The 18,917-nt window shown below is 71.5% G+C and carries 15 protein-coding genes and 1 CRISPR repeat array; of the genes, 9 read left to right on the forward strand and 6 right to left on the reverse strand.

What is annotated here, in order from left to right; all coding sequences use genetic code 11:
- Window positions 1-164 precede the first annotated feature (164 nt).
- The 3 genes from yicI to C1701_RS20970 form a co-directional block, all read right to left on the reverse strand.
- Complete coding sequence (yicI, locus tag C1701_RS20960; RefSeq protein ID WP_103056471.1) at window positions 165-2,489, reverse strand: alpha-xylosidase; 2,325 nt, start codon at window positions 2,487-2,489, stop codon at window positions 165-167.
- Window positions 2,490-2,582: 93 nt separating this feature from the next.
- The gene (locus C1701_RS20965; protein WP_103056472.1) at window positions 2,583-3,971 is read right to left on the reverse strand and encodes a GH1 family beta-glucosidase; all 1,389 of its coding nucleotides are present in this window, start codon (window positions 3,969-3,971) and stop codon (window positions 2,583-2,585) included.
- 135 nt (window positions 3,972-4,106) lie between these two features.
- A complete protein-coding gene (locus C1701_RS20970; RefSeq protein ID WP_026419206.1) occupies window positions 4,107-5,117 on the reverse strand; it encodes a LacI family DNA-binding transcriptional regulator in 1,011 nt (336 codons plus the stop codon).
- A 1,069-nt stretch (window positions 5,118-6,186) separates the two neighbouring features.
- Between C1701_RS20970 and C1701_RS20975 the strand changes: the two genes are divergently transcribed.
- A complete protein-coding gene (locus tag C1701_RS20975; protein WP_103056473.1) occupies window positions 6,187-6,642 on the forward strand; it encodes a hypothetical protein in 456 nt (151 codons plus the stop codon).
- A 91-nt stretch (window positions 6,643-6,733) separates the two neighbouring features.
- On the opposite strand, the gene C1701_RS20980 is transcribed toward C1701_RS20975, so the two are convergent.
- The 3 genes from C1701_RS20980 to C1701_RS20990 all read right to left on the reverse strand — a co-directional run bounded on the left by C1701_RS20980 (window position 6,734) and on the right by C1701_RS20990 (window position 10,278).
- Window positions 6,734-7,366, reverse strand: a complete 633-nt coding sequence (locus tag C1701_RS20980) for a winged helix-turn-helix domain-containing protein (protein WP_337661852.1) — start codon at window positions 7,364-7,366, stop codon at window positions 6,734-6,736.
- Window positions 7,367-7,642: 276 nt separating this feature from the next.
- Window positions 7,643-7,932: direct repeats of the CRISPR family, unit length 30 nt; unit sequence GTTGGAACTCCTCGTAGGAGCGATGAGGAC.
- A gap of 427 nt (window positions 7,933-8,359) precedes the next feature.
- Window positions 8,360-8,686, reverse strand: a complete 327-nt coding sequence (locus C1701_RS20985; protein WP_337661853.1) for a hypothetical protein — start codon at window positions 8,684-8,686, stop codon at window positions 8,360-8,362.
- A 311-nt stretch (window positions 8,687-8,997) separates the two neighbouring features.
- Window positions 8,998-10,278: a citrate synthase gene (locus C1701_RS20990; protein WP_103056475.1), complete on the reverse strand. Its 1,281-nt coding sequence runs from the start codon at window positions 10,276-10,278 to the stop codon at window positions 8,998-9,000.
- Between the two features lie 90 nt (window positions 10,279-10,368).
- Between C1701_RS20990 and C1701_RS20995 the strand changes: the two genes are divergently transcribed.
- From C1701_RS20995 to pglW, 8 genes are all read left to right on the forward strand, one after another.
- A complete protein-coding gene (locus tag C1701_RS20995) occupies window positions 10,369-11,541 on the forward strand; it encodes a citrate/2-methylcitrate synthase (protein ID WP_103056476.1) in 1,173 nt (390 codons plus the stop codon).
- Window positions 11,542-12,003: 462 nt separating this feature from the next.
- Window positions 12,004-12,237, forward strand: a complete 234-nt coding sequence (locus tag C1701_RS21000) for a hypothetical protein (RefSeq protein WP_337661854.1) — start codon at window positions 12,004-12,006, stop codon at window positions 12,235-12,237.
- A 14-nt stretch (window positions 12,238-12,251) separates the two neighbouring features.
- Window positions 12,252-12,512, forward strand: a complete 261-nt coding sequence (locus C1701_RS21005; protein ID WP_026419169.1) for a hypothetical protein — start codon at window positions 12,252-12,254, stop codon at window positions 12,510-12,512.
- A 31-nt stretch (window positions 12,513-12,543) separates the two neighbouring features.
- Window positions 12,544-13,059 carry a DddA-like double-stranded DNA deaminase toxin gene (locus tag C1701_RS21010; protein WP_051314043.1) on the forward strand — a complete coding sequence of 172 codons (516 nt, stop codon included), beginning with the start codon at window positions 12,544-12,546 and terminating at the stop codon, window positions 13,057-13,059.
- Complete coding sequence (locus C1701_RS21015) at window positions 13,056-13,502, forward strand: Imm1 family immunity protein (RefSeq protein ID WP_051314044.1); 447 nt, start codon at window positions 13,056-13,058, stop codon at window positions 13,500-13,502. Before C1701_RS21010 ends, C1701_RS21015 begins: the two co-directional genes overlap by 4 nt.
- A 52-nt stretch (window positions 13,503-13,554) precedes the next feature.
- Window positions 13,555-13,872: a DddA-like double-stranded DNA deaminase toxin gene (locus C1701_RS21020; protein ID WP_245588834.1), complete on the forward strand. Its 318-nt coding sequence runs from the start codon at window positions 13,555-13,557 to the stop codon at window positions 13,870-13,872.
- Window positions 13,857-14,189: a hypothetical protein gene (locus C1701_RS21025; RefSeq protein WP_103056478.1), complete on the forward strand. Its 333-nt coding sequence runs from the start codon at window positions 13,857-13,859 to the stop codon at window positions 14,187-14,189. Before C1701_RS21020 ends, C1701_RS21025 begins: the two co-directional genes overlap by 16 nt.
- Before the next feature lie 358 nt (window positions 14,190-14,547).
- On the forward strand, window positions 14,548-18,906 hold the full coding sequence (gene pglW, locus C1701_RS21030; protein ID WP_417853701.1) for a BREX system serine/threonine kinase PglW: 4,359 nt from the start codon (window positions 14,548-14,550) through the stop codon (window positions 18,904-18,906).
- Window positions 18,907-18,917 lie beyond the last annotated feature (11 nt).

An 18,917-nucleotide genomic window follows, 5' to 3' on the forward strand; every position in this document is an offset into this window, starting at 1 on the left:
CGGGCGGAGACGATCACCCGAAGGTTGGAAGCGCGGCCCTGCCCGGATCCTCCTTCCGGCCGCCCAGCCCCTGGGCGCCCCGGCACACCGCCGACCCGGTCGGACCCCTCGGCGGCTCCCACCGCGAGGTCCGACCCGCACGGGCCGGCGGCGCCCGAACCGGTTCAGTCCGCCACGACCACCGACAGCTCCGCCCCGGTCGCCGACAGCAGGACGCCCTGCTCGTGCGGCTCCCAGGTGCCTCCGCGCACCGCCGTCACCGCCGCGACACCCACCACCAGCACCCGCCAGCCCGCCGCGGCCCCGGCCACCACGCGAACGGTGAGCGTCGCCCCCGTGCGGGTGGTCTCGAACTCGACCCCGGTCTCCCCGGCCAGCGTCGGAACGGCAGTCCTCGTCCTGGTCAGTTCCGGTGACCAGCCCACCCGCAGCGTCAACCCCCGCGTGTAGTCGTAGTCGGGGCGGTCCGACCGCCCACCGAGCGGGACCACGGCACCCGGGCGGACCAGGACCGGCAGCCCCAGGAAACCGTGCCGCTCCCGGCGCCAACCGGGGCCCTCCATCGGCTCCCCGGTGACCAGGTGGGTCCACCGGCCCGAGGGCACGTAGTACTCCACCTCGCCGTCCGCGCTGAGCACGGGCGCGACCAGCAGGTCATCACCCAACAGGTACTGCCTGTCGAGGTAGTCGCAGGCGGGGTCGTCGGGGAAACCGAACCCCATCGACCGCATCACCGGCCACCCGTGGTCGGCGGCCTGCCCCGCCGCACCGTAGAGGTAGGGCATCAGCCTGCACTTCAGCTCCGTGAAGAACCTCGCGACCTCGACGGACTCCTCGTCGAACTCCCACGGCACCCGGTAGGACCTGCTGCCGTGGAGCCGGCTGTGGGAGGACAACAACCCGAAGGCCAACCACCGTTTGAACACCCCCGGGTCGGGGGTGCCCTCGAACCCGCCGATGTCGTGGCTCCAGAACCCGAAACCCGACAGGCCCAACGACAACCCGCCCCGCAGGCTCTCCGCCATCGACTCGAACGTCGACTCCGAGTCCCCGCCCCAGTGCACGGGAAACCGTTGCCCGCCCGCCGTCGCCGACCGGCCGAACACCACCGCCTCCCCGTCGCCCCGCTGCTCGCGCAACACCTCGAAGACCGTCTGGTTGAACAGGTGGGTGTAGTAGTTGTGCATCCGCACCGGGTCCGAACCGTCGTGGTACACGACGTCGGTCGGGATGCGTTCCCCGAAGTCGGTCTTGAAGCAGTCCACGCCCATCGCGAGCAGGCCACGCAGCTTGTCCGAGTACCAGGCCCGGGCGGCGGGGTTGGTGAAGTCCACGATCGCCAGCCCGGGCTGCCACAGGTCCCACTGCCACACGTCGCCGTTCGGCCGCCGCAGCAGGTACCCCTCCCGCAGCCCCTCCTCGAACAGCGGGGACTTCTGCCCGATGTAGGGGTTGATCCAGACGCTGACCCGCAGGCCCCGGTCGTGCAGCCGCCGCAGCATCCCCGGCGGGTCGGGGAAGACCGCCGGGTCCCACTCGAAGTCACACCACTGGTACTCCCGCATCCAGAAGCAGTCGAAGTGGAACACGCTCAGGGGAATCGACCGGTCGCGCATCCCCTCGATGAACCCGGTCACCGTCTCCTCGTCGTAGGAGGTGGTGAACGAGGTGGACAACCAGAGCCCGAACGACCACGCCGGCGGCAGCGCCGGCCGCCCCAACAACGCCGTGTACCGGGACAGGATCTCCTTCGGCGTCGGCCCGTAGATGACCAGGTACTCCAGGGTCTGGCCCTCAGTGCTGAACTGGACGCGGCCCGTGTGCTCGGAGGCCACCTCGAACGAGGTCTGCCCCGGTTCGTTGACGAAGACGCCGTAGCCCCGGTTGGTGAGGTAGAAGGGCACGTTCTTGTAGGACTGCTCGCTGCCGGTCCCGGCGTCGGCCTGCCAGATGTCCACGACCTGGCCGTTGCGCACCAGCGGCGTGAAACGTTCCCCGAGGCCGTAGACGAGCTCGCCGACCCCGAGCGAGAGCTGGGCCACCGAGTAGTGCCGGTCCTCCTCGGTGACCGCGATCCCCGTGCCCTTCCGGCCCGTCCGCGTCAGCACCCGGCCCTCGGCGAGGAAGTCCAGACTCCACTCGGCCGAGGTGTCCAATCGCAGCGACAGCCGCCCACTGGTCAGCTCGACCACCGGCCCGACCCGCTCCACCTTCGCGGTGGTGTCCGGCTCCACCGCCAGGGAGAACTCCGGGGACCGCGGCCGCCCACCGGCGAAATGGGTGGTGCGGACCGCGATCACGTCCGGCGCCGGCGTCCACCAGTGCGTGGTCAACACCGGGCCGTACAACGTGTCCCCCCGATGTCTCACCGCCCGGGTGGCGGCGTGCACGGTCACCGTCTCCCCGGTGGTGACCACGTCCCGTGCCTCGGTGGCGTAGGACGCGCGCACACCGTCGCGCATCAGCCAGACACCGTTGGTGAACTTCATCCGCTTCCTCTTCCCACTGGAAGGTGCCCGGCCGGGAAGCCGAGCGTTCTGACGTCGACGAACGCGCTGGAACGGGCGGATCGGTGATGCTGGTCAGCCCCGGGCGGACCGCTCCCGGTGACCGGCGATGGCACGCCGGTACCAGTGGTAGCTGTCCTTGGGCGTGCGGGTCTGGGTGTCGTAGTCGACGTGGACCAGGCCGAACCGGCGGTCGTAGCCGTAGGCCCACTCGAAGTTGTCCAGCAGGGACCACGCGTAGTAGCCCCGGACGTCGACCCCGAGGTCCACCGCCCGCGCCACCGCCCCCAGGTGTTCCCGCAGGTAGTCCACCCGGCCCTCGTCGTGCACCACCCCGTCGGGACCGACCTGGTCGGCCTCGGCGCTCCCGTTCTCGGTGATGTACAGCGGCGGCAGCCCCGGATAGCGCTCCACCAGCCCGGTGAGCAGGTCGGTGAGGGTGGAGGGCACCACCGGCCACCCCATCTCGGTGGTCCGCGCACCCGGCCACCCGGCCGCGACCGCCCCCACGTCCCACGCCGTCCGCCGGGCCGGATCGGCCTCGACCCGAGGCGCGGGCGCCACCCGGCTGGGGGCGTAGTAGTTGACGCCGAGGAAGTCCAGCGGCGCGGCGATCACGGCGAGGTCCCCGTCCCGCCGGTAGGACCCGTCCGCCAGCGGCCCCCAGGTCTCCCGCTCCCACTCCGGGTACCGGGCACCGAGGATCGGATCGGTGAACGCGAGGTTCCGCAGCGTCTCCGCGCGCCGAGCCGCGGCGATCTCCTCCTCGCCGCCACCGACGGCGGTGATCCGCTCGGGGTTCAGCGTGATGCCGACCTCCCCGGCGCCGGCGTCCCGCAGGCACGACACGGCCAGCCCGTGGGCCAACAACAGGTGGTGGGCGGCGGCCAGCGCCGGCGTGCCCTCCCGCGCACCGGGCGCGTGCCGGCCCTCGGCGTGCCCGATGAAGGCGGAGCAGAACGGCTCGTTCAGGGTGATCCAGCGGGCCACCCGGTCACCGAGCCGGCCCACCACCAGGGACGCGTAGTCAGCGAAGCGGTGCGCCGTGTCCCGCGCACGCCACCCCCCGGCGTCCTCCAACGCCTGGGGCAGGTCCCAGTGGTACAGGGTGAGCGCCGGCGCCACCCCGGCCGCGAGCAGCTCGTCCACCAGGCGGTCGTAGAAGTCGAGGCCGGCCGCGTTCGCCGGCCCCCGGCCCTCCGGCTGCACGCGGGGCCACGCCGTGGAGAACCGGTAGGAGTCCACCCCGAGGTCCCGCAGCAGGGCCACGTCCTCCCGGTAGCGGTGGTAGTGGTCGCAGGCCACGTCCCCGGTCTCACCCCGGGCCACCCGACCCGGGGTGTGGGAGAAGGTGTCCCAGATGGAGGGTCCGCGACCTCCCTCCCGCACCGCCCCCTCGATCTGGTAGCTCGCGGTGGCCACACCGAAGACGAAATCCGGCGGCAGGACGGGCAGGTCGGACAAGGGTCGCTCCTCTTCTCGTGGATGTGAACGGTGCCTCGCCAGCCGCCCGTGGGGACGGCGCGGCCGACGAGGTCCGCCGCGCGCGCCGTGCCGGGGAGCCCGTCGACGGGACACCCGGCGGCCGCGCGGCTGCCCTCACCCCGCCTCGCGGGGCGGGGCGACACTCGGGCCTGGCAGCAGGTCCGGCGGGATGAGGACCCGCGTCCCGCTCGTCGGGTCATCGACGGCGGCGATCGCCAGGGCTGTGGCGTGCTCGGCCATCCGTTCGACGGGCAGCTCGACGCGGCGGAACGCGACGTGCTCCGGGTCGTCGGGCAACGTGCCGATCAACACCACGGACACGTCCGAGGGAACGCGCATCCCCTGTTCCGCCAACGCGTCGACCACCACCCGCGCCGCCGCCGCGTCCTGCACGGCCAACGCCGTCGGCGCGTCGGGCATCGCGAACAGCGCCGCCAACCGCCGCCGCAGCTCCAGCCGGTCCGAGGTCGAGTGCAGGATCTCCACGCTCCCCGCGAGCTGCCCGGCCGCGCGGCGCGCCCCGGCGAGCCCGTGCGCGGCGTAGCTGCGCCTGGCCTGGATCTCCTGTTCGGTGACGGCGAGGTAGGCGAGCCGGTGGTGTCCGGCCGAGGCGAGGTCCCCCAGGGCGAGGACGGCGGCCTGCTCGAAGTCCAGGTCGGTCCACGGGGTGCCGAGAGTGGTGGTGGGCCGCCCCACCACCGCGATCGGGAAGTTCGCCTCCCGCATCGCCTCGATCCGGGGGTCGTCGAGGTCGACCGCCATCAGGATCCCGGCGTCCGCCAACCGCCCCCTGGCGATCCGCCGCAGCCCGGGAACACCCTCCTGCGCGGTCATGAGCAGCAGGTCGTGGCCCTGGCGGACGGCGGCGACGCTCAGGTCGTGGATGAAGCGCCCGTCGACGGCCCGGTAGGACCGGGTGGTCTGGGGGAGGGCCAGGGCCAGGACCCTGGTCCGCGCCGCGCGGAGCGCCCTGGCACTGGCATGGGGGTGGTACCCGAGTTCGTCGATCGCCTGGCGCACGACCTCCCGAGTGCCGGCGGAGATCTTGCGGGCACCGCTGAGCACGTAGGACACGGTGCTCGTGGACACTCCGGCCCTCTCGGCGACGTCCTTGATCGTGACCATTCCGCTCCTTTGCGGTCCGGTTTGAGGCGACTGGGGTCGAAACGATTCACCTGGTGTCGTTGATCGGAAAGTAGAAGCTTCGACCAACCGGTGTCAATGCTCCGAACGGGCAGCCCCACCAGGAACGGGCCACCGGGGGAGGGCCGGCGCCCACGCGGGCGGGGCCGGACTTCGCCGCTCGGGGAACGGATCACCGGGACGTCCGGACCGCCTTCCGCGTCTCCCGGAACCCCGGGCGCCGGGTCCCGCCCCCTCCGCCCCGAAACTGAACACGGTGGCGCCCACTCCGGACGCTGAACCCACCGCGACACCACCACCGGAACCGCGTGCCGCCCCGCCTCCCCGACCAGTGGCGTCGAAGACCACCGCCCGGGCTCCGAGGGCGCTCGCGGCCTCGGTGAGCACGTCGGTACGGCGTCCGCCGCCCCGGGGCCCGACTCCGTGCGGCACCTGGGAACACCCGACCACCGGTCGCCGGTAATCTCCTCCGCCGCCCCACCTCGTCACACCCGGAGCGGGAATGCGCCCGGGGCCGCACGGGTTGGGCAGCGGTAGTGCGGCGCGGTGACACGTCGTGCCGACGAACGAGAGAGAGGACCCGAACGTGACCGAGGCGGCTACCGAGATCCGCGACCTGGCGGCCGAGGACGAGGACGACTTCCTCGCCGGCGCCGTCGCCTGCTCCACCGAGCCGGGCGAGTGCGAGGCGTGCCAGTGAGGTCGCCCCGCTGACGCCGTCCTCCCGGGACGGCCCGGCCGCCGGTATCTCCGTGTCCCCTGGCACGTCAGCCGGCGGCCGGCGCGGCGGGCCCGAGCACCGGCACCCCGCCCCCCGAGGTGGCGCCGGTCCGCCGCCGGTCGTCGCGCCGGCCCACCGCACCGCCATCCCGGGAACGGGTGAACGGGAGTCCCAAGATCCACACCTCCGGCCCCGATCCCACATCGTGAGGAGGCGGGTACCCCACCCCGTTGCCCTCCCCACCGCCCGCTGCCTACCGTTGACGCGGACGCCCACCCGCCGACGAGCGCCGGCGGCGGCGCCACCCCCTCGCAGGCCAGGGGAGGACCGATGCCCCCGACGACCGAGCCTCCGCGCCCCGCCGCCTCCCGGCCGGGCGCCGGAACCCCGTCGGGCGCCGGCACGGTCCACCACCGGGGCACCGCGTCGCCCCCGGGCGGGGAACCCGACGCCGTGCCGCCTCCAACGCCCACGGCCGCCCCTCGGCCCCAGGACATGCGTCCCCCGCCCCGGTGGGGCACCTCCGCGTCGCCCCGCCCCGGCCGCACCACCACCCCACCCCCGCGAGCGGACCAGCCGGAGGTCACCGACATGGACATCCCGCGCAGGAAGGCGAGCGACGACGTCCCCCGGCCGGGCGCGGGCGACGAGCCGAGCACCCCGGCGACCGAGGCGGACGACGCGCCCATCGGGGCGAACCCCCGCTGCCCCGGGCTCGACGGCACCGTCCTCCCCAGCCTCGGTGAGGACTGCGAGCGGAACCCACGCGGCTACGTCTGGGACTGAACGCGCCGCGCGGCGGTGAGAACGACGCCCCGGCGGACTCGACCGACCCGAGCGGGTCGGGCGCCCCGGCCCGGGGCACCCGGCACCACCGTCAGGACCGGGCGGACCCCGAGGCGACGGCGTGGTGGAGGACCACCAGCGTGGGATCGTCGACCCGGTACCCCACACCCCGCACCGTGGTGATCAACGGGCAGTCCACGCCCAGCTTGCTCCGGATCCGCCGCACGTAGACGTCGATGGTCCGTTCCGAACTCCGACCCGGCGCCCCCCACACCCGCGTCACCAGGTCGGAGCGCTGGTGCACCACCCCGGGGTTCTCGCACAGGAACACCAGCAGGTCGAACTCCATCCGCGTCAACGGCACGTCCACGCCAGCGCGGGTCACCCGGCGCGCCGGAAGGACGATGTGCAGCGGACCGGACGGCCGAGTCCCGACGTCACCCCGCCCCGCGTCCTCGCGCGACGCCGGGCACCGGCGGGAGACGGTCACCCCGTCGACCGTGAGCGAGGCCGCCGAGAGGTCGACGGCCCGGCGTACCGCCCGCACCAGGCGGCCCGTGACCGACGCCGCCTCCTCCACGTCCGTGCGGACGGTGATGGTCACCGTCATCTCGGCGTGAGCACTCGGCTGGCCGTGGTGGACCGGCGCCGAGGAGACCTGACAGGGCACCGCCCGCAACTCGGGGCTGGGGGAATCGGACGTGGACTGCCAACGCGACGACATGGTGGTGGTTCCTCACGGGAAGCGGGCCGGAGCGACCCGGGATGGGCGGTCAGAGCTCGAGGAACAGGGAGCTACGACACGCCTGGGTGTTGACGCGGGCGAAGTCGATGTGCCGCCGTCGAGTCAGCACCGTGGGAACCACGGGTGAATTGCAGCAGGGCGGTCACAGGGTGTCAACGCTTCCCAGGTCCTGGACGACCTGGCGCCGGTTCGCGAGGCCCGCACCGGAACTCAGCGAACCACGGACCACACCCCGGAGCAGGCGGACAGGGCGGCGCAGGAACTCCTCCTAGGCGCGATGAGGACTGCGATCCCTCCCCGGTCGGCCGCCGCCGGGCGCGTTGGAACTCCTCGTAGGAGCGATGAGGACGTGCCGGCGTACGCCCGCCGGCACCGGCGGGTCAAGTTGGAACTCCTCGTAGGAGCGATGAGGACGTGGCGCTGGACCGGGTCGAGGCGGCTCGGCCCCTGTTGGAACTCCTCGTAGGAGCGATGAGGACCCAGGAGTTCACGGCGGCAGTCGGCCGGATGTGCATGTTGGAACTCCTCGTAGGAGCGATGAGGACCCGAGAGTAAAGTCGCAGGTCAGGATACACGTGGATGGCGTCGATCGCGTCAGTTCCGCAGCGAACCCGAGGTTTGACATCAGCCCCGGGGGGTTCGCTGAAATCCGGCCGCACTCGTGGTGGCTCCTGTCTCCCACTTCCGTCGTTCCCGGGGGGCGTCGTTCCGGTATACCGCACGCCGCCGGCGCGCTCCGTCGCGGGGACCGCACGACGGCCGGATGGGGGAGGACGACCAGCGCCGCCGCCCTCCCCTCCGCTCATCGTGGCTCACCGGTGACGCCGCCCACGGCCCTCGTACGCCGCCGCGCCGGTCCTCGGTCTGCCCGGCGCCGAGGCCGACACCGACGCGCCTGCCGGGTTTCGCCCGGACCTGCGGTGGGGCCGCCGGGACGGTCCTGCCGCACCGGCGACGCGCACCGCTCCGGACTCAGCAGGCGACGGACGGGCCGAGCCAGTAGTAGAAGGTGTTCACGTAGGCGAGTGACCTCCGCTCACCCGGGCCGATCTGCCGGCAGCTCGCCGGCGGGTAGCCGGTCGCCTTGCGCCACACCGTCGTGGTGCCGCAGTTGTAGTAGGTGAGGTCGCGCATGACGGTGGTCCCCAGCCGGGTGTCCGTGAAGTTGTCGCCACACCGCATCTGGGTCGGGGCGACGGCGGTGGCCGTGTTCTCGGCGGGACTGGCGGCGGCCGCCAGCGTCGTACCGCCGAGCAGTGCGGCCACCACGGCGGCCACCAGCGTGACACGAGTACGCAACTGTTCCTCCTCCTGACCTGACGAACGCGGCTCCCGGTACCGGGAGCGGTCCGACGCACGTCGGACAGGGACAGTGGAACGGCACCAGCACGCCCGGGTCCGGCGCCTGCTCGGACATCGCCGGAACGGAGCAGCGGTTCCCCGTCGCGGGTCTTTTTCCAGGTAGGAGCCCGCATCGTGAACGCCGGACGGGATGGGGTGGCGGCGGCACCCGAGCGGCGGCGCTCCACCGGAACGCCAAGGGCGCGAGCAGGCACGACGGGGTAGCCGCCGAGGACGCCCCCGGACCAGGGACTCCTCGGCCCGCGTGCCTACCGGTCGTCGTCGGCGTCCGACGTGGGCGGCGGACCGACGTACACGCCGGCGGGCCGGAACCGGACCCCGGGTTCCCGGTACTCCTCCAACGCGTGCGCGACCCACCCCGCGATCCGCGCGACCGCGAACACCGCCTCGCCCGCGTCGGCCCGCATCCGGTACCCGTGCTGCATCGCCGCCAATGCCAGGTCGATGTTGGGGAACCCGCCGGGCCGGTCCCGCAGCCGGTCGGCGATGGTGTCCACCACGTCCACGGCCTGCGCGAGGCGGGGCGAGCCCTCCGCCGACTCCCGGAGCCGACCCAGCAGGGCCTCCGCGCGGGGATCCCGCGCGGTGTAGACGCGGTGCCCGAACCCGGGCAGGGCCGATTCCACCCGCAGCCGGTCGGCGAGCGCGCCGAGGGTGTCGTCGAGGGCTTCCCGGAGGAACCGGTACGCGACCCCGCTGGCCGCGCCATGCGCGGTTCCCTCGACGGCACCCAGTCCGGCGGAGACGACCGAGTACAGGGGGCCCCGGGTGCTGGCGGCCAGGCGGGCGGCGAGCGTCGACGCGGCGAGGTCGTGGTCCGCCAGCAGGATGAGCGCGGCGCGCAGGTGGTCGACCGCCTCCTCGGTGGGTTCCTCGGCCGTGAGCCGAGGCCAGAGCTGGTCGGCCAGCGCGGCCGAGCTGGGTCCGCTCGCCCCGGGCACCAGGGGCAGGGCACGCACCAGCACGCCGACCAGGGTCTCGGTCCGGTTGGTCACCGAGCCCTCGTCGAGGTCGAAGCGGAGGGGGTCGGAGATGGCGACGGTCGTCAACAGCACCCGGATCCGGTCCGTCAGCCGGGCGGCGGGCGGGAGCGCGCGGTCGGCCCGTCTGGCGGCGCGCACCAGCTCGTCGGGGGCGGCGAAGGGGCGGTGGTCGGTCAGGTTCCCCGTCCACAACAGCCTGGCGACCTGTTCGGCCGAACACGAGGACGCGAGGTCGACGGCGTCCCTGCCTCGGTAGTGCAGCCGGTCGTCGGCGAGCAGGGTGATCTCGGTGCGGATCCGTTCCAGGACGCCGGTGGACGTGCGCCGTTCGCGGCCCGCGCCGGCGAGGGCCTCCACCTCGGCGACGCTGAACCTGCTGCCCCGGCGTCCCGGCTCCCGGTGGCTCGTGAGCAGCCCCCGGCTGACGTAGGCGTACACGGTCTCCTGCCGGACGCCGAGCCGGTCCGCCACCTGCGCGGTGGTCAGGTGATGTCGCACACCCTCCTGACCTGCTTCGTTCGCGTCGTGCCCGGTCCGTCCGGTCATCTGGGAGCTCCTGTCGTCAACATTGACTGGATCAACGTTGACGGTATCGCGACGTCTGCTGACAGTGGCGGGCACACAAGGAGGTGCGCGATGTCCGGAACAACGACCAACTCGCCGCGGGACACCATCAGGGCCAGTGAGGTGCCGCCCGGCCTGCGCGGGGTCGTCGTCACGTCGACCACGCTCGGGGACGTCCGAGGAGAGGAGGGCTTCTACCACTACCGCGAGTACTCGGCCGTCGACCTGGCCGAGACCAGGAGCCTGGAGGACGTGTGGTTCCTGTTCGTGGAGGGGAGGTTGCCCGACGCCGAGGAGCGAGCGGCGTTCGTCGAGGAGGTGGCGCCGCTACGGCGTCTCCCGGCGGAACTGCTCGCCGTGCTGCCCGCGATCGCCGGGTCCAGCCGGGGTGATCTGCTCGCCGGGCTGCGGGCCGCCCTGTCCCTCGCGGGAGCGGTCCGGGGGGTGCGGCCGCTGTGGGATTCCAGCGGGGAGCAGCGGCGGGCTGACGCGCTCTGGGTGGCTGCCGTGACGCCGACCATCCTGGCCGCGCTGTACCGGCTCGGGGTGGGGCTCGAACCGCTGGAGCCGCGCCAGGACCTCTCCGCCGCGGCGAACTGGCTGTACCAGGTGACAGGGGAGGAGCCGGCGGAGCACGAGGTCGCGGCGATCAACCGCTACCTGGTGTCCACGGTGGACCACGGGTTCAACGCGTCGACCTTCACCGGCAGGGTGGTGGCCTCCACGGGCGCCGATCTGGTGGCTGCCGTGGTCGCGGCCGTCGGGGCCTTCTCCGGCCCGTTGCACGGTGGCGCGCCGGACCGCGCCCTGGACGCCCTCGACGAGATCGGCTCACCGGACCGGATCGACGGCTGGGTTCGGGGCCGTGTCCAGGCCGGCGACCGGATCATGGGCTTCGGGCACCCCGTGTACCGGACGGCCGATCCCCGGGCGGTGATGCTGCGTCGGACCGCGCTGGAACTGGGCGGCGACCTCGCGGACTTCGCGGTGCGGGTGGAGACCCGGGTCGTGGAGCTCCTCGCGGAGCTGAAGCCGGAGCGCCGGCTCCACGCGAACGTCGAGTTCTACGCGGGCGTTGTCATGGAGCTGTGCGGCCTGCCCCGGGCGATGTTCACCCCGACCTTCGCGACGAGCCGGGTCATCGGCTGGTGCGCGAACCTGCTGGAGCAGGCCGGGGAGTCCAGCATCATCCGGCCGGCCGCGAGGTACGTCGGTCCGCCCGCGCCCGTGCCGGTGCCGGTCTGACGAGTGGGGGCCGGTGGGCGTCCGGCGCCTCGGGCACCCACCAGGCCGCCGCCGGTGACCCACGCGGCGCGCCGGGGGGAGGGGGGTGATCAGCGGGGCGGATGTGGGTGCTAGAGTTCATCCCCGGAACGACGAGACGGGACGAGCGGACGTCAGGACTTGACACCGCGAATCCGGACCGGCTAGAGTCGTTGCTCCCCCCAGTGAAGATCAGCGGCGAAAGCCGAGATCTCGCTCGTGCGTGTCGGCGAACCAGTCCCTTCGTGGCGGGTTCGACGTGCGCTCGGGGTGGGGTTGACACCTGAAGAACGGTTGGCGCGTCACGGCGCGCGGGCCGTGGGACGAGGTCGGTCGGAGAGCCGGACCCCCGGTTGGGGTGAGGATCTCCGCCTGGTAGCGTTCCCGGGCGTTGAAAACAGCAACACCACTGAGCAGCTCGGACCTGACACGGACGCCGACGCGGTGGCGACCGTCATCACGGCCGGGCCGGGGGTGGTGGCCTCGCTGATGGTGACGACCCTGTCCCGGCTCGGCGGGAAGGTCCTCACCCTGACCTCTCCCGGTGCCCCGCCGCTGACGTGGGCGCTTCCCGTGCGGTGGCGCCCACCCCAGCCCCAGGGTCCCGCGCTCACCCACCCGCAGCGGGCCGGGGAGCTGATCGGCCGGGCCGCCTCGGCCGCCGAAAACCATACCTGAACAGGAGAACCGCCGTGGACATGCAGCAGATCATCGGAGGCTTACAGGCCGCCAGCACCCTCCTGGAGCCCTACGGTCTCAGTCAGGAACAGGGCCGGATGGACGAGGTCACCGGGCACCTGGCGGTGCTCAACGGCACCGCCCGGCACGGCGAGGTGCTGGCGCAGCTGGAGCAGATCCGCCAGTCGATCGCGATGGCCGCCGACCAGCAACAGCAGTTGCGCGAGCAGTTGGTGCGGCTGATGGCCACGTTTCAGGGCGGCTTCGGGATCTGATCAGGCCCCTGGGCCGCCAGCCGGTGGGGTGGTGCACGGCACCCACGACCCCGCCCCGGCCGACGAACCGCCCCAGGGCCGTTCGCTGCCGCACCCGTCGAACACCCCGTGGGAAGCGGCCCTGGGGACAGGCGTCGCCTGGGTGGCCTGGGCCCGAGACCAGTTGCCGGAACGTCCCCGAGGCCGGGGCCAGACGACCGGGATCATCCTGGGAGGCTCTGACGGCAGCGGCGAGCGGATGGTGTCCGGCCACGAGCCGGAGTCGGACCTGGCGGGCCTCATCCTCGCCACCAGCGACGTGTTTCCGGAGCATCGGCTGCGGGACCTCGCCATTGCGGACGTGGCGCGCCACGTCGAGACGAAGCTAGCGGTACGCCAGGCAGAAGCCGGTGTCACCCACACGGTTGTCGTCCTCAATAACCGTATGTGCGACGGTCTTTACGGGTGTACGGAAGCAGTAGCCGCGATCCTGCCCCGGGGGTTCTCCATGACGGTATGGGAACCAGGGCGCAGCCGACCGACCATCATCGAAGGGAAAGCCACGTGACAGTCGTTGTGACCGCGATCATTGACAATGATCGCTACTACGCCCGGACGGAGGAGGAACGAGCGGTCCTGATTCGCCGAATGGTGGACGAGGAGCATCCGGGATGGGCGTCACTCGTCTACGTCTGGGATCGGCCAGCGGGAGAGGGAAGCGGACGGCTGGCGTGGCCGGCGTGGCAGCTTCGGGTGTCCGCTGAGCCGGGCCTCGGGGTGGGCGCGCTCAACTGGGTGGGGCCGGTTCCGAGTGATGAGCTGGGCCCATGGGACACTCTGAATCCCACGCCGATCGTCGGTGTCGCGGTCGAGTTCGACGGTTCCGTTCCCTCCTACTTTCCGCCGTCGGCGGTGCTGCCAATCGACGACGTGCGCCGGGCCGTTGCGGAACACTTCAACACGGGCCGCCGGCCGGAGTGCGTGCAGTGGCAGCCGGGCTATCGGTTCTGAGCCCACGACCGGCATTAACCTGAAGGGCCCCGAGGGCAGTGGCGAACGGGTGGTGTCCGGGCGTGGGCCGGAGTCGGACGTGGTGGGCCTCATTCTCGCCACCAGCGACCTGTTCCCCGAACATCCGCTGCGCGACCGCGCAATCGCCGATGCCGCCCGTCACGTCGAGACGAAGCTGGCGCTGCGCCAGGCAGAGTCCGGTGTCACCCACGCGGTCGTCGTCGTCAACAACCTGATGTGCGAAGGCCCTTACGGGTGTACGGAAGCAGTAGCCGCGATCCTGCCCCGGGGATTCTCCATGACGGTATGGGAACCAGGGCGCAGCCGACCGACCACCGTCGAAGGGAAAGCCACGTGGCAGTCGTCGTGACCGCGATCATCGACAACGTTCGGCACTACCGGGCGCCCGGCCCCAGCATCCGAGCGAGTGGCGGGGCGCCACCGCGCCAGGCCTCCCACCCTGGCGCGGCGTCGCCTGCCGGCCTGTCCCTCCGCTCGCTGCGGCGGAGAACACTGCTCGCTGTCGTGCTGCTCGACGAGCCGCACCTGTCGCTCAACCCGGTCGCGATCGGCGCGGACCTTTCCGTCTCGCCCTCACTCGCCGAGTACGCACGACCGCGGTTGGTCGGCACCCAGCGGTTCGCGGTTGCGATCACCGCGCCGCGCGGCAAACCCTTCTCCGAGTGAGTTGCCGGATGATCAACGGGCAGGACGAGCGAACGCGGTCCGCCATCCATCGCCGGTCGGCTGGCATGCCGACCGGCATGCCAGCATGGAGTGCCGCCTCGCGATGTGTTCGGTTATCCGGCAGTGCCGATACCGCCCCGCTCGAGGACGGGAACTGTCGGCGCCATAGCGGAGGGTGTCCGTGCGGATACGGCGCCCCAGCTACCCTCCTCATAAGTAACGGAACAGCGCTCCCGCACGACGCAACAAGGCGTGCGAAACCGCGATCACCATGGCTGCTCGAACCCGCGATGACCAGGAATCCAACCGCAGGGGTAGCTACGATCGCGGCTTGGGGTGTTGATCTCATCACGAGGGGGTGGACCGTTTGAGGAACGGGCCGGAGGCACGGCGGGGCGGGAGCCAGGGCCAGGCTCCGCCCCAATGGTGTCAGGAAAGACGCTCACCGTATCCTTGGGAACAGGACGGTCTCGACCACGTCCGGCGTCTCCTGCCGCGCGCCGAGCCCTACCGTGCCTGGGCCACGTTCAGCTTCACCAGCTCCACCGGTCGGGTGCACGAGTGTGACCTCCTGGTCGCCGCACCGAACGGTCTTCACCTGGTGGAGCTGAAGGGGCACCCAGGCCGTGTGGTGAACAGGGCCGGTACGTGGAAAGTCTACGACGGCACCTCCACCCGGCCCCGACACCTGCGCAACCCCCTGCACCTGACTGATCTCAAGTCCAAGGAACTCAAAAGCCGGTTGGATTGGGCCGCCAAGGAACTGGGGAAGAAGACGAAGGTGCCGCGCATCTCGGCGTCGGTATTCCTGTCCGCGCCGGGCCTCGTCTCGGAACTCGATGAACAACAGAACACAAGTGTCTATGGGCGCGACGAGGACTGCCAGGGATTGCCGTGGATCTGGCGGGACCTGCTGGCCCGCCCGCCCGCGAACAGGGACCGTGTCACCCCTGAGTTCTCGCGAGACATCCTGCCCGAACTACTCGACACGATCGACATCCGCGCTGCCACCGCACACCTGCGTTTCGACGATGAGTGGGAGTTGTCGCACGAGGTGCTGGACATGGGCCTCACCTGGGAGGACCGACTCGCCGAGCGGACCGGAATCGTGCGGGAACAGGGTAGGGTCCGCATCTACCTGACCGAGCGGCAGGCCGATGCCGAGCGTAGGGAGTCGGTGACCAGGGCAGCACGGCGTGAATACCAGCTTCTTCAAGGCATCACGCACCGAGGTATCGCGCAGGCGGTGCAGATCCGCGAGAACCAGGGCGGCCCTGCCATCCTTTTCCACCATCGAGCGTCCGACCTGCGACTCGACTCCTACCTCGATCTCTTCGACGAACAGCTCACCTTCGAAACGCGCCTGGACATGGTGCGTCAGCTCGCGGAAGCAGTGCAATACGCGCACAGCCGTTCGCTGTACCACCGAGCGCTGTCCGCCCGCTCGGTGTACGTCTCGACCAAGGATGGCAAGACGGGTCCAGTGCTCCGGATCATCGACTGGCAGGCAGCTGCCCGCGACTTCGACACCTCCGGCCACACCTCGTTGGGACGGTCCTCGCCCGAGGCCGAGCACCTGGCGAGCGCGACCGAGGCGTACCTCGCACCGGAGTTCGACGCACCCTACGCCGACCCGGTCGATCTGGACATCTTCGGGCTTGGCGCCTTGGCCTACTTGCTCCTGACCGGGCAACCACCGGCTCCCCAACGCGCCGCGCTCATCGACCGGCTCGCCAAGCACGGGGGCCTGCACCCTTACGCGGTCTCCGACGGCATCTCCGATGCCCTGGACGCGGTCGTCTTCTCCGCCACCCAGGCGGACGTAGCACAACGGTTGGACTCGGCGGACGCCTTCCTCAAGCGTCTCGACAGCGCCGAGCGTGAGTCGCTGCCCGACGCCGTGCCCGTGATCGCGGACCCCCTCGCCGTGTCCCCTGGTCAGGCGCTCGACTCCGACTGGACCGTGGAACGGATCCTTGGGACCGGCGCGACCGCGCGTGCGCTGCTGATCACGCACGTCGGTGAGGACGAGAACGGTGACCCGCTCCTCGAACGACGGGTTCTGAAGGTCGCACTCGACGAGGCCAAGGCCGTCCGGCTCCTCGACGAAGCGGAAGCGCTGCGGAAGGTGGGTGGGGGAATGGTCGTCAAACTGCTCGCCCCACCACGGCAGCTGGGCGGTCGCGCGGTGCTCGACCTCGAGTACGCGGGGGGCACCGATCCGGAGAGCGGGACCCTGGGCGAGCTGCTGCGAGCCGAGGGGAAACTCAGCTACCACTACCTCGAACGCTATGGACGGGACCTGTTCACGGCGCTCGACCAGCTCCAAGCCCAGGGAGTGCGTCACCGGGACCTCAAACCCGACAACTTCGGCGTCTACCGCCGCGCCGACCGGTCGACGCAGCTCATGCTCTTCGACTTCTCGCTCGCCAAGGCATCGGAGTTGGACGTCAAGGCCGGTACACGCGCCTATCTCGACCCGCACCTCGGTACTGAGCGCCGCCCAAGGTACGACGACCACGCGGAGCGCTACGCGGCAGCGGTCACCCTGCACGAAATGGCCTCGGGGCGGCGACCGGTGTGGGGCGACGGCGTGACCGACCCGCGCACCACCAACGATGCCACTCCCACCCTCGCCGTAGACCTCTTCGATCCGGCGCTCCGGGACGAACTCACCGCCTTCTTCCACCGCGCCCTCCACCGAGACGTCAACAAGCGGTTCGACGGTTTCCGACAGATGGAGGAGGCGTGGCGAGGGGTGTTCACGGTGGCCGACGCCGCCAGCCCCGTCACCACGCCCGGGACCGTGGGCCTCGGCGAGGCCACCCTCGAGGAGACGCGGAACGCGCACGCCGAGGCGGCCGCGCTCGACACACCGCTCGACGCCGCCGGACTGACGCCCCGAGCGGTCTCCGTGGCGCAGTCCTTCGACGCCGTCACCGTCGGCGATCTGCTCAATGTCCCCCTCTATCGAATCGCCAAGGCCCGCGGGGCGGGCGCCCTGGTCCGCAAGGAACTCAACCGGCGGCACAAGCAGTGGACGTCGGCGTTGTGTCAGGACAACGGTCCTGGTCCACGCGCTGTCGCGGACCAGGGGCGGCTGTCCGTGGACGACCTCGCGCAGCTGTTGACCGGCTACGAGGGCGGCCGACGGGGCTCGAAGCGGGGTGATGTCATCCGCCTCACCCTGGGACTCCCGACTGAGCACGGTCCTCCGCGCCCGTGGCCGACGCAGTCGGAGGTGGCCGACGAACTGGGCATCAACCAGACGTCCGTCTCGTGGCATTACCGCAACGCTCTACGGGCATGGGCAAAGGAACCACGGCTGCAGGAGCTTCGCGACGAACTGGTCCGGCTCGTCACGGACGCCGGCCGGATCATGACCGCGAACGAGCTGGCAGCCGGATTGAGGACCCGTTTCGGATCTGTCGACCAGGACGCGGAACGAGTCGCCGCGCGTGCCCTGGCCGTGGTGCGAGCCGGGGTGGACACCGAGGTCGACGCAGGTATGGCGCCCGGAGCGCCGGACGGAGGCCCCCGCCTCACCGTGTACCGGCGCGGTGGACGCTTGCTCATCGCACTCGAGTCACTGCGTGGCGTGGAGGAACCCAGCGCCTCGGAACTCGCGGACTACGCGGTCAGACTGGGAGAGCGGGCGGACGACCTGGTCTCTCGGGACCCACTGCCCGGGCGTGGGGTGGTGGTCCGGGAACTGCGTGCCGTCACGCCGCCCGAGGGGCTGACGGCCCTGGCGGACACCCGCCTCGCGGACCTGGCCGCCGCGATGTCCGAGAACGCCGCGGCCTCCCCTCGGGTCGAGCTCTACCCGCGAGACCTCAACCTGGCACGAGCAGTCCGAATCTCCCAGGCGGCTGCCGGGGTGCGACGAGATCATGGCATCACCATGGAGGACGTGCTGGCCAGGGTGCGGGCTCGCTTTCCGGCGCTTGCCCTGGGGCGGGATCTGACCCACGTCGTGGTGGAGGAGGCGCTCCAGCAGGCGGGTTTCCCCCTCGAGTACGACACGACCACTCGGCGTTTCCGACCGCGCGCAACGGAACTGCCCGGATTCGTGACATCCTCCAGTACCGCGATGACCCGGCACGAGCGGATGCGCGCGGCCGGAATCGACCCCACCGCCGTCGTGGAGGCCAAGCTGTGCTCGGCACTGGAACGAGGAGGGTTCCTGGCGCTCACCGTGCGTGGGGTGCACGTGCCGGGGGCGGCTCAGGCGGTGGCGACGGCCTACGCCGGCCGGCTGCGACCGGTGAACCTGGACTCGGAGTTCCTCACCGCGTTCCAGGCCCTGGTCGACGAGCGGGGACAGGACTGGGAGAAGGTTCGTCGGCTGGACGCCCGGCTCGCCGCGACCGGCGAGATCTCCCGGGGCTTCGCCTCCTACGTCACCGCCGCCTGGAATAGACTGCGCGCGCGGCTGATGGAGTTCGCGGCGGACGATGGCGTGCTCTTCCTGCACGAGGCGACCCTGTTGGCCCGCTACTTCGATGAGGGCGGCCATGACCTGCTGACCGGCGTGCAGAACGCCGCTCGGCGGCCACGAGAAGCTCCGCACGGCCTGTGGCTGTTGTGTCCCGCCGACTCCGCCCTGGATGCTCCCCGCCTGGGGACCCGGTTGGTGGAGGTTCTCGGCGACAGCGAGAGAGTGGTTCTTGACAGCGAGTTCCTGGCGGCTTTGCGAACCGGAAGCGCAGCCTGACGATGGAAAGG

Source organism: Actinoalloteichus sp. AHMU CJ021, assembly GCF_002895405.1.
GTDB lineage: Bacteria > Actinomycetota > Actinomycetes > Mycobacteriales > Pseudonocardiaceae > Actinoalloteichus_B > Actinoalloteichus_B caeruleus.

Coding starts and splice junctions, on each gene's coding strand:
- C1701_RS20975 (WP_103056473.1), top strand. CDS start 6,187: ATGCCCCCGACGACCGAGCCTCCGCGCCCCGCCGCCTCCCGGCCGGGC.
- C1701_RS20980 (WP_337661852.1), bottom strand. CDS start 7,366: ATGTCGTCGCGTTGGCAGTCCACGTCCGATTCCCCCAGCCCCGAGTTG.
- yicI (WP_103056471.1), bottom strand. CDS start 2,489: ATGAAGTTCACCAACGGTGTCTGGCTGATGCGCGACGGTGTGCGCGCG.
- C1701_RS20970 (WP_026419206.1), bottom strand. CDS start 5,117: ATGGTCACGATCAAGGACGTCGCCGAGAGGGCCGGAGTGTCCACGAGC.
- C1701_RS20995 (WP_103056476.1), top strand. CDS start 10,369: ATGTCCGGAACAACGACCAACTCGCCGCGGGACACCATCAGGGCCAGT.
- C1701_RS20990 (WP_103056475.1), bottom strand. CDS start 10,278: ATGACCGGACGGACCGGGCACGACGCGAACGAAGCAGGTCAGGAGGGT.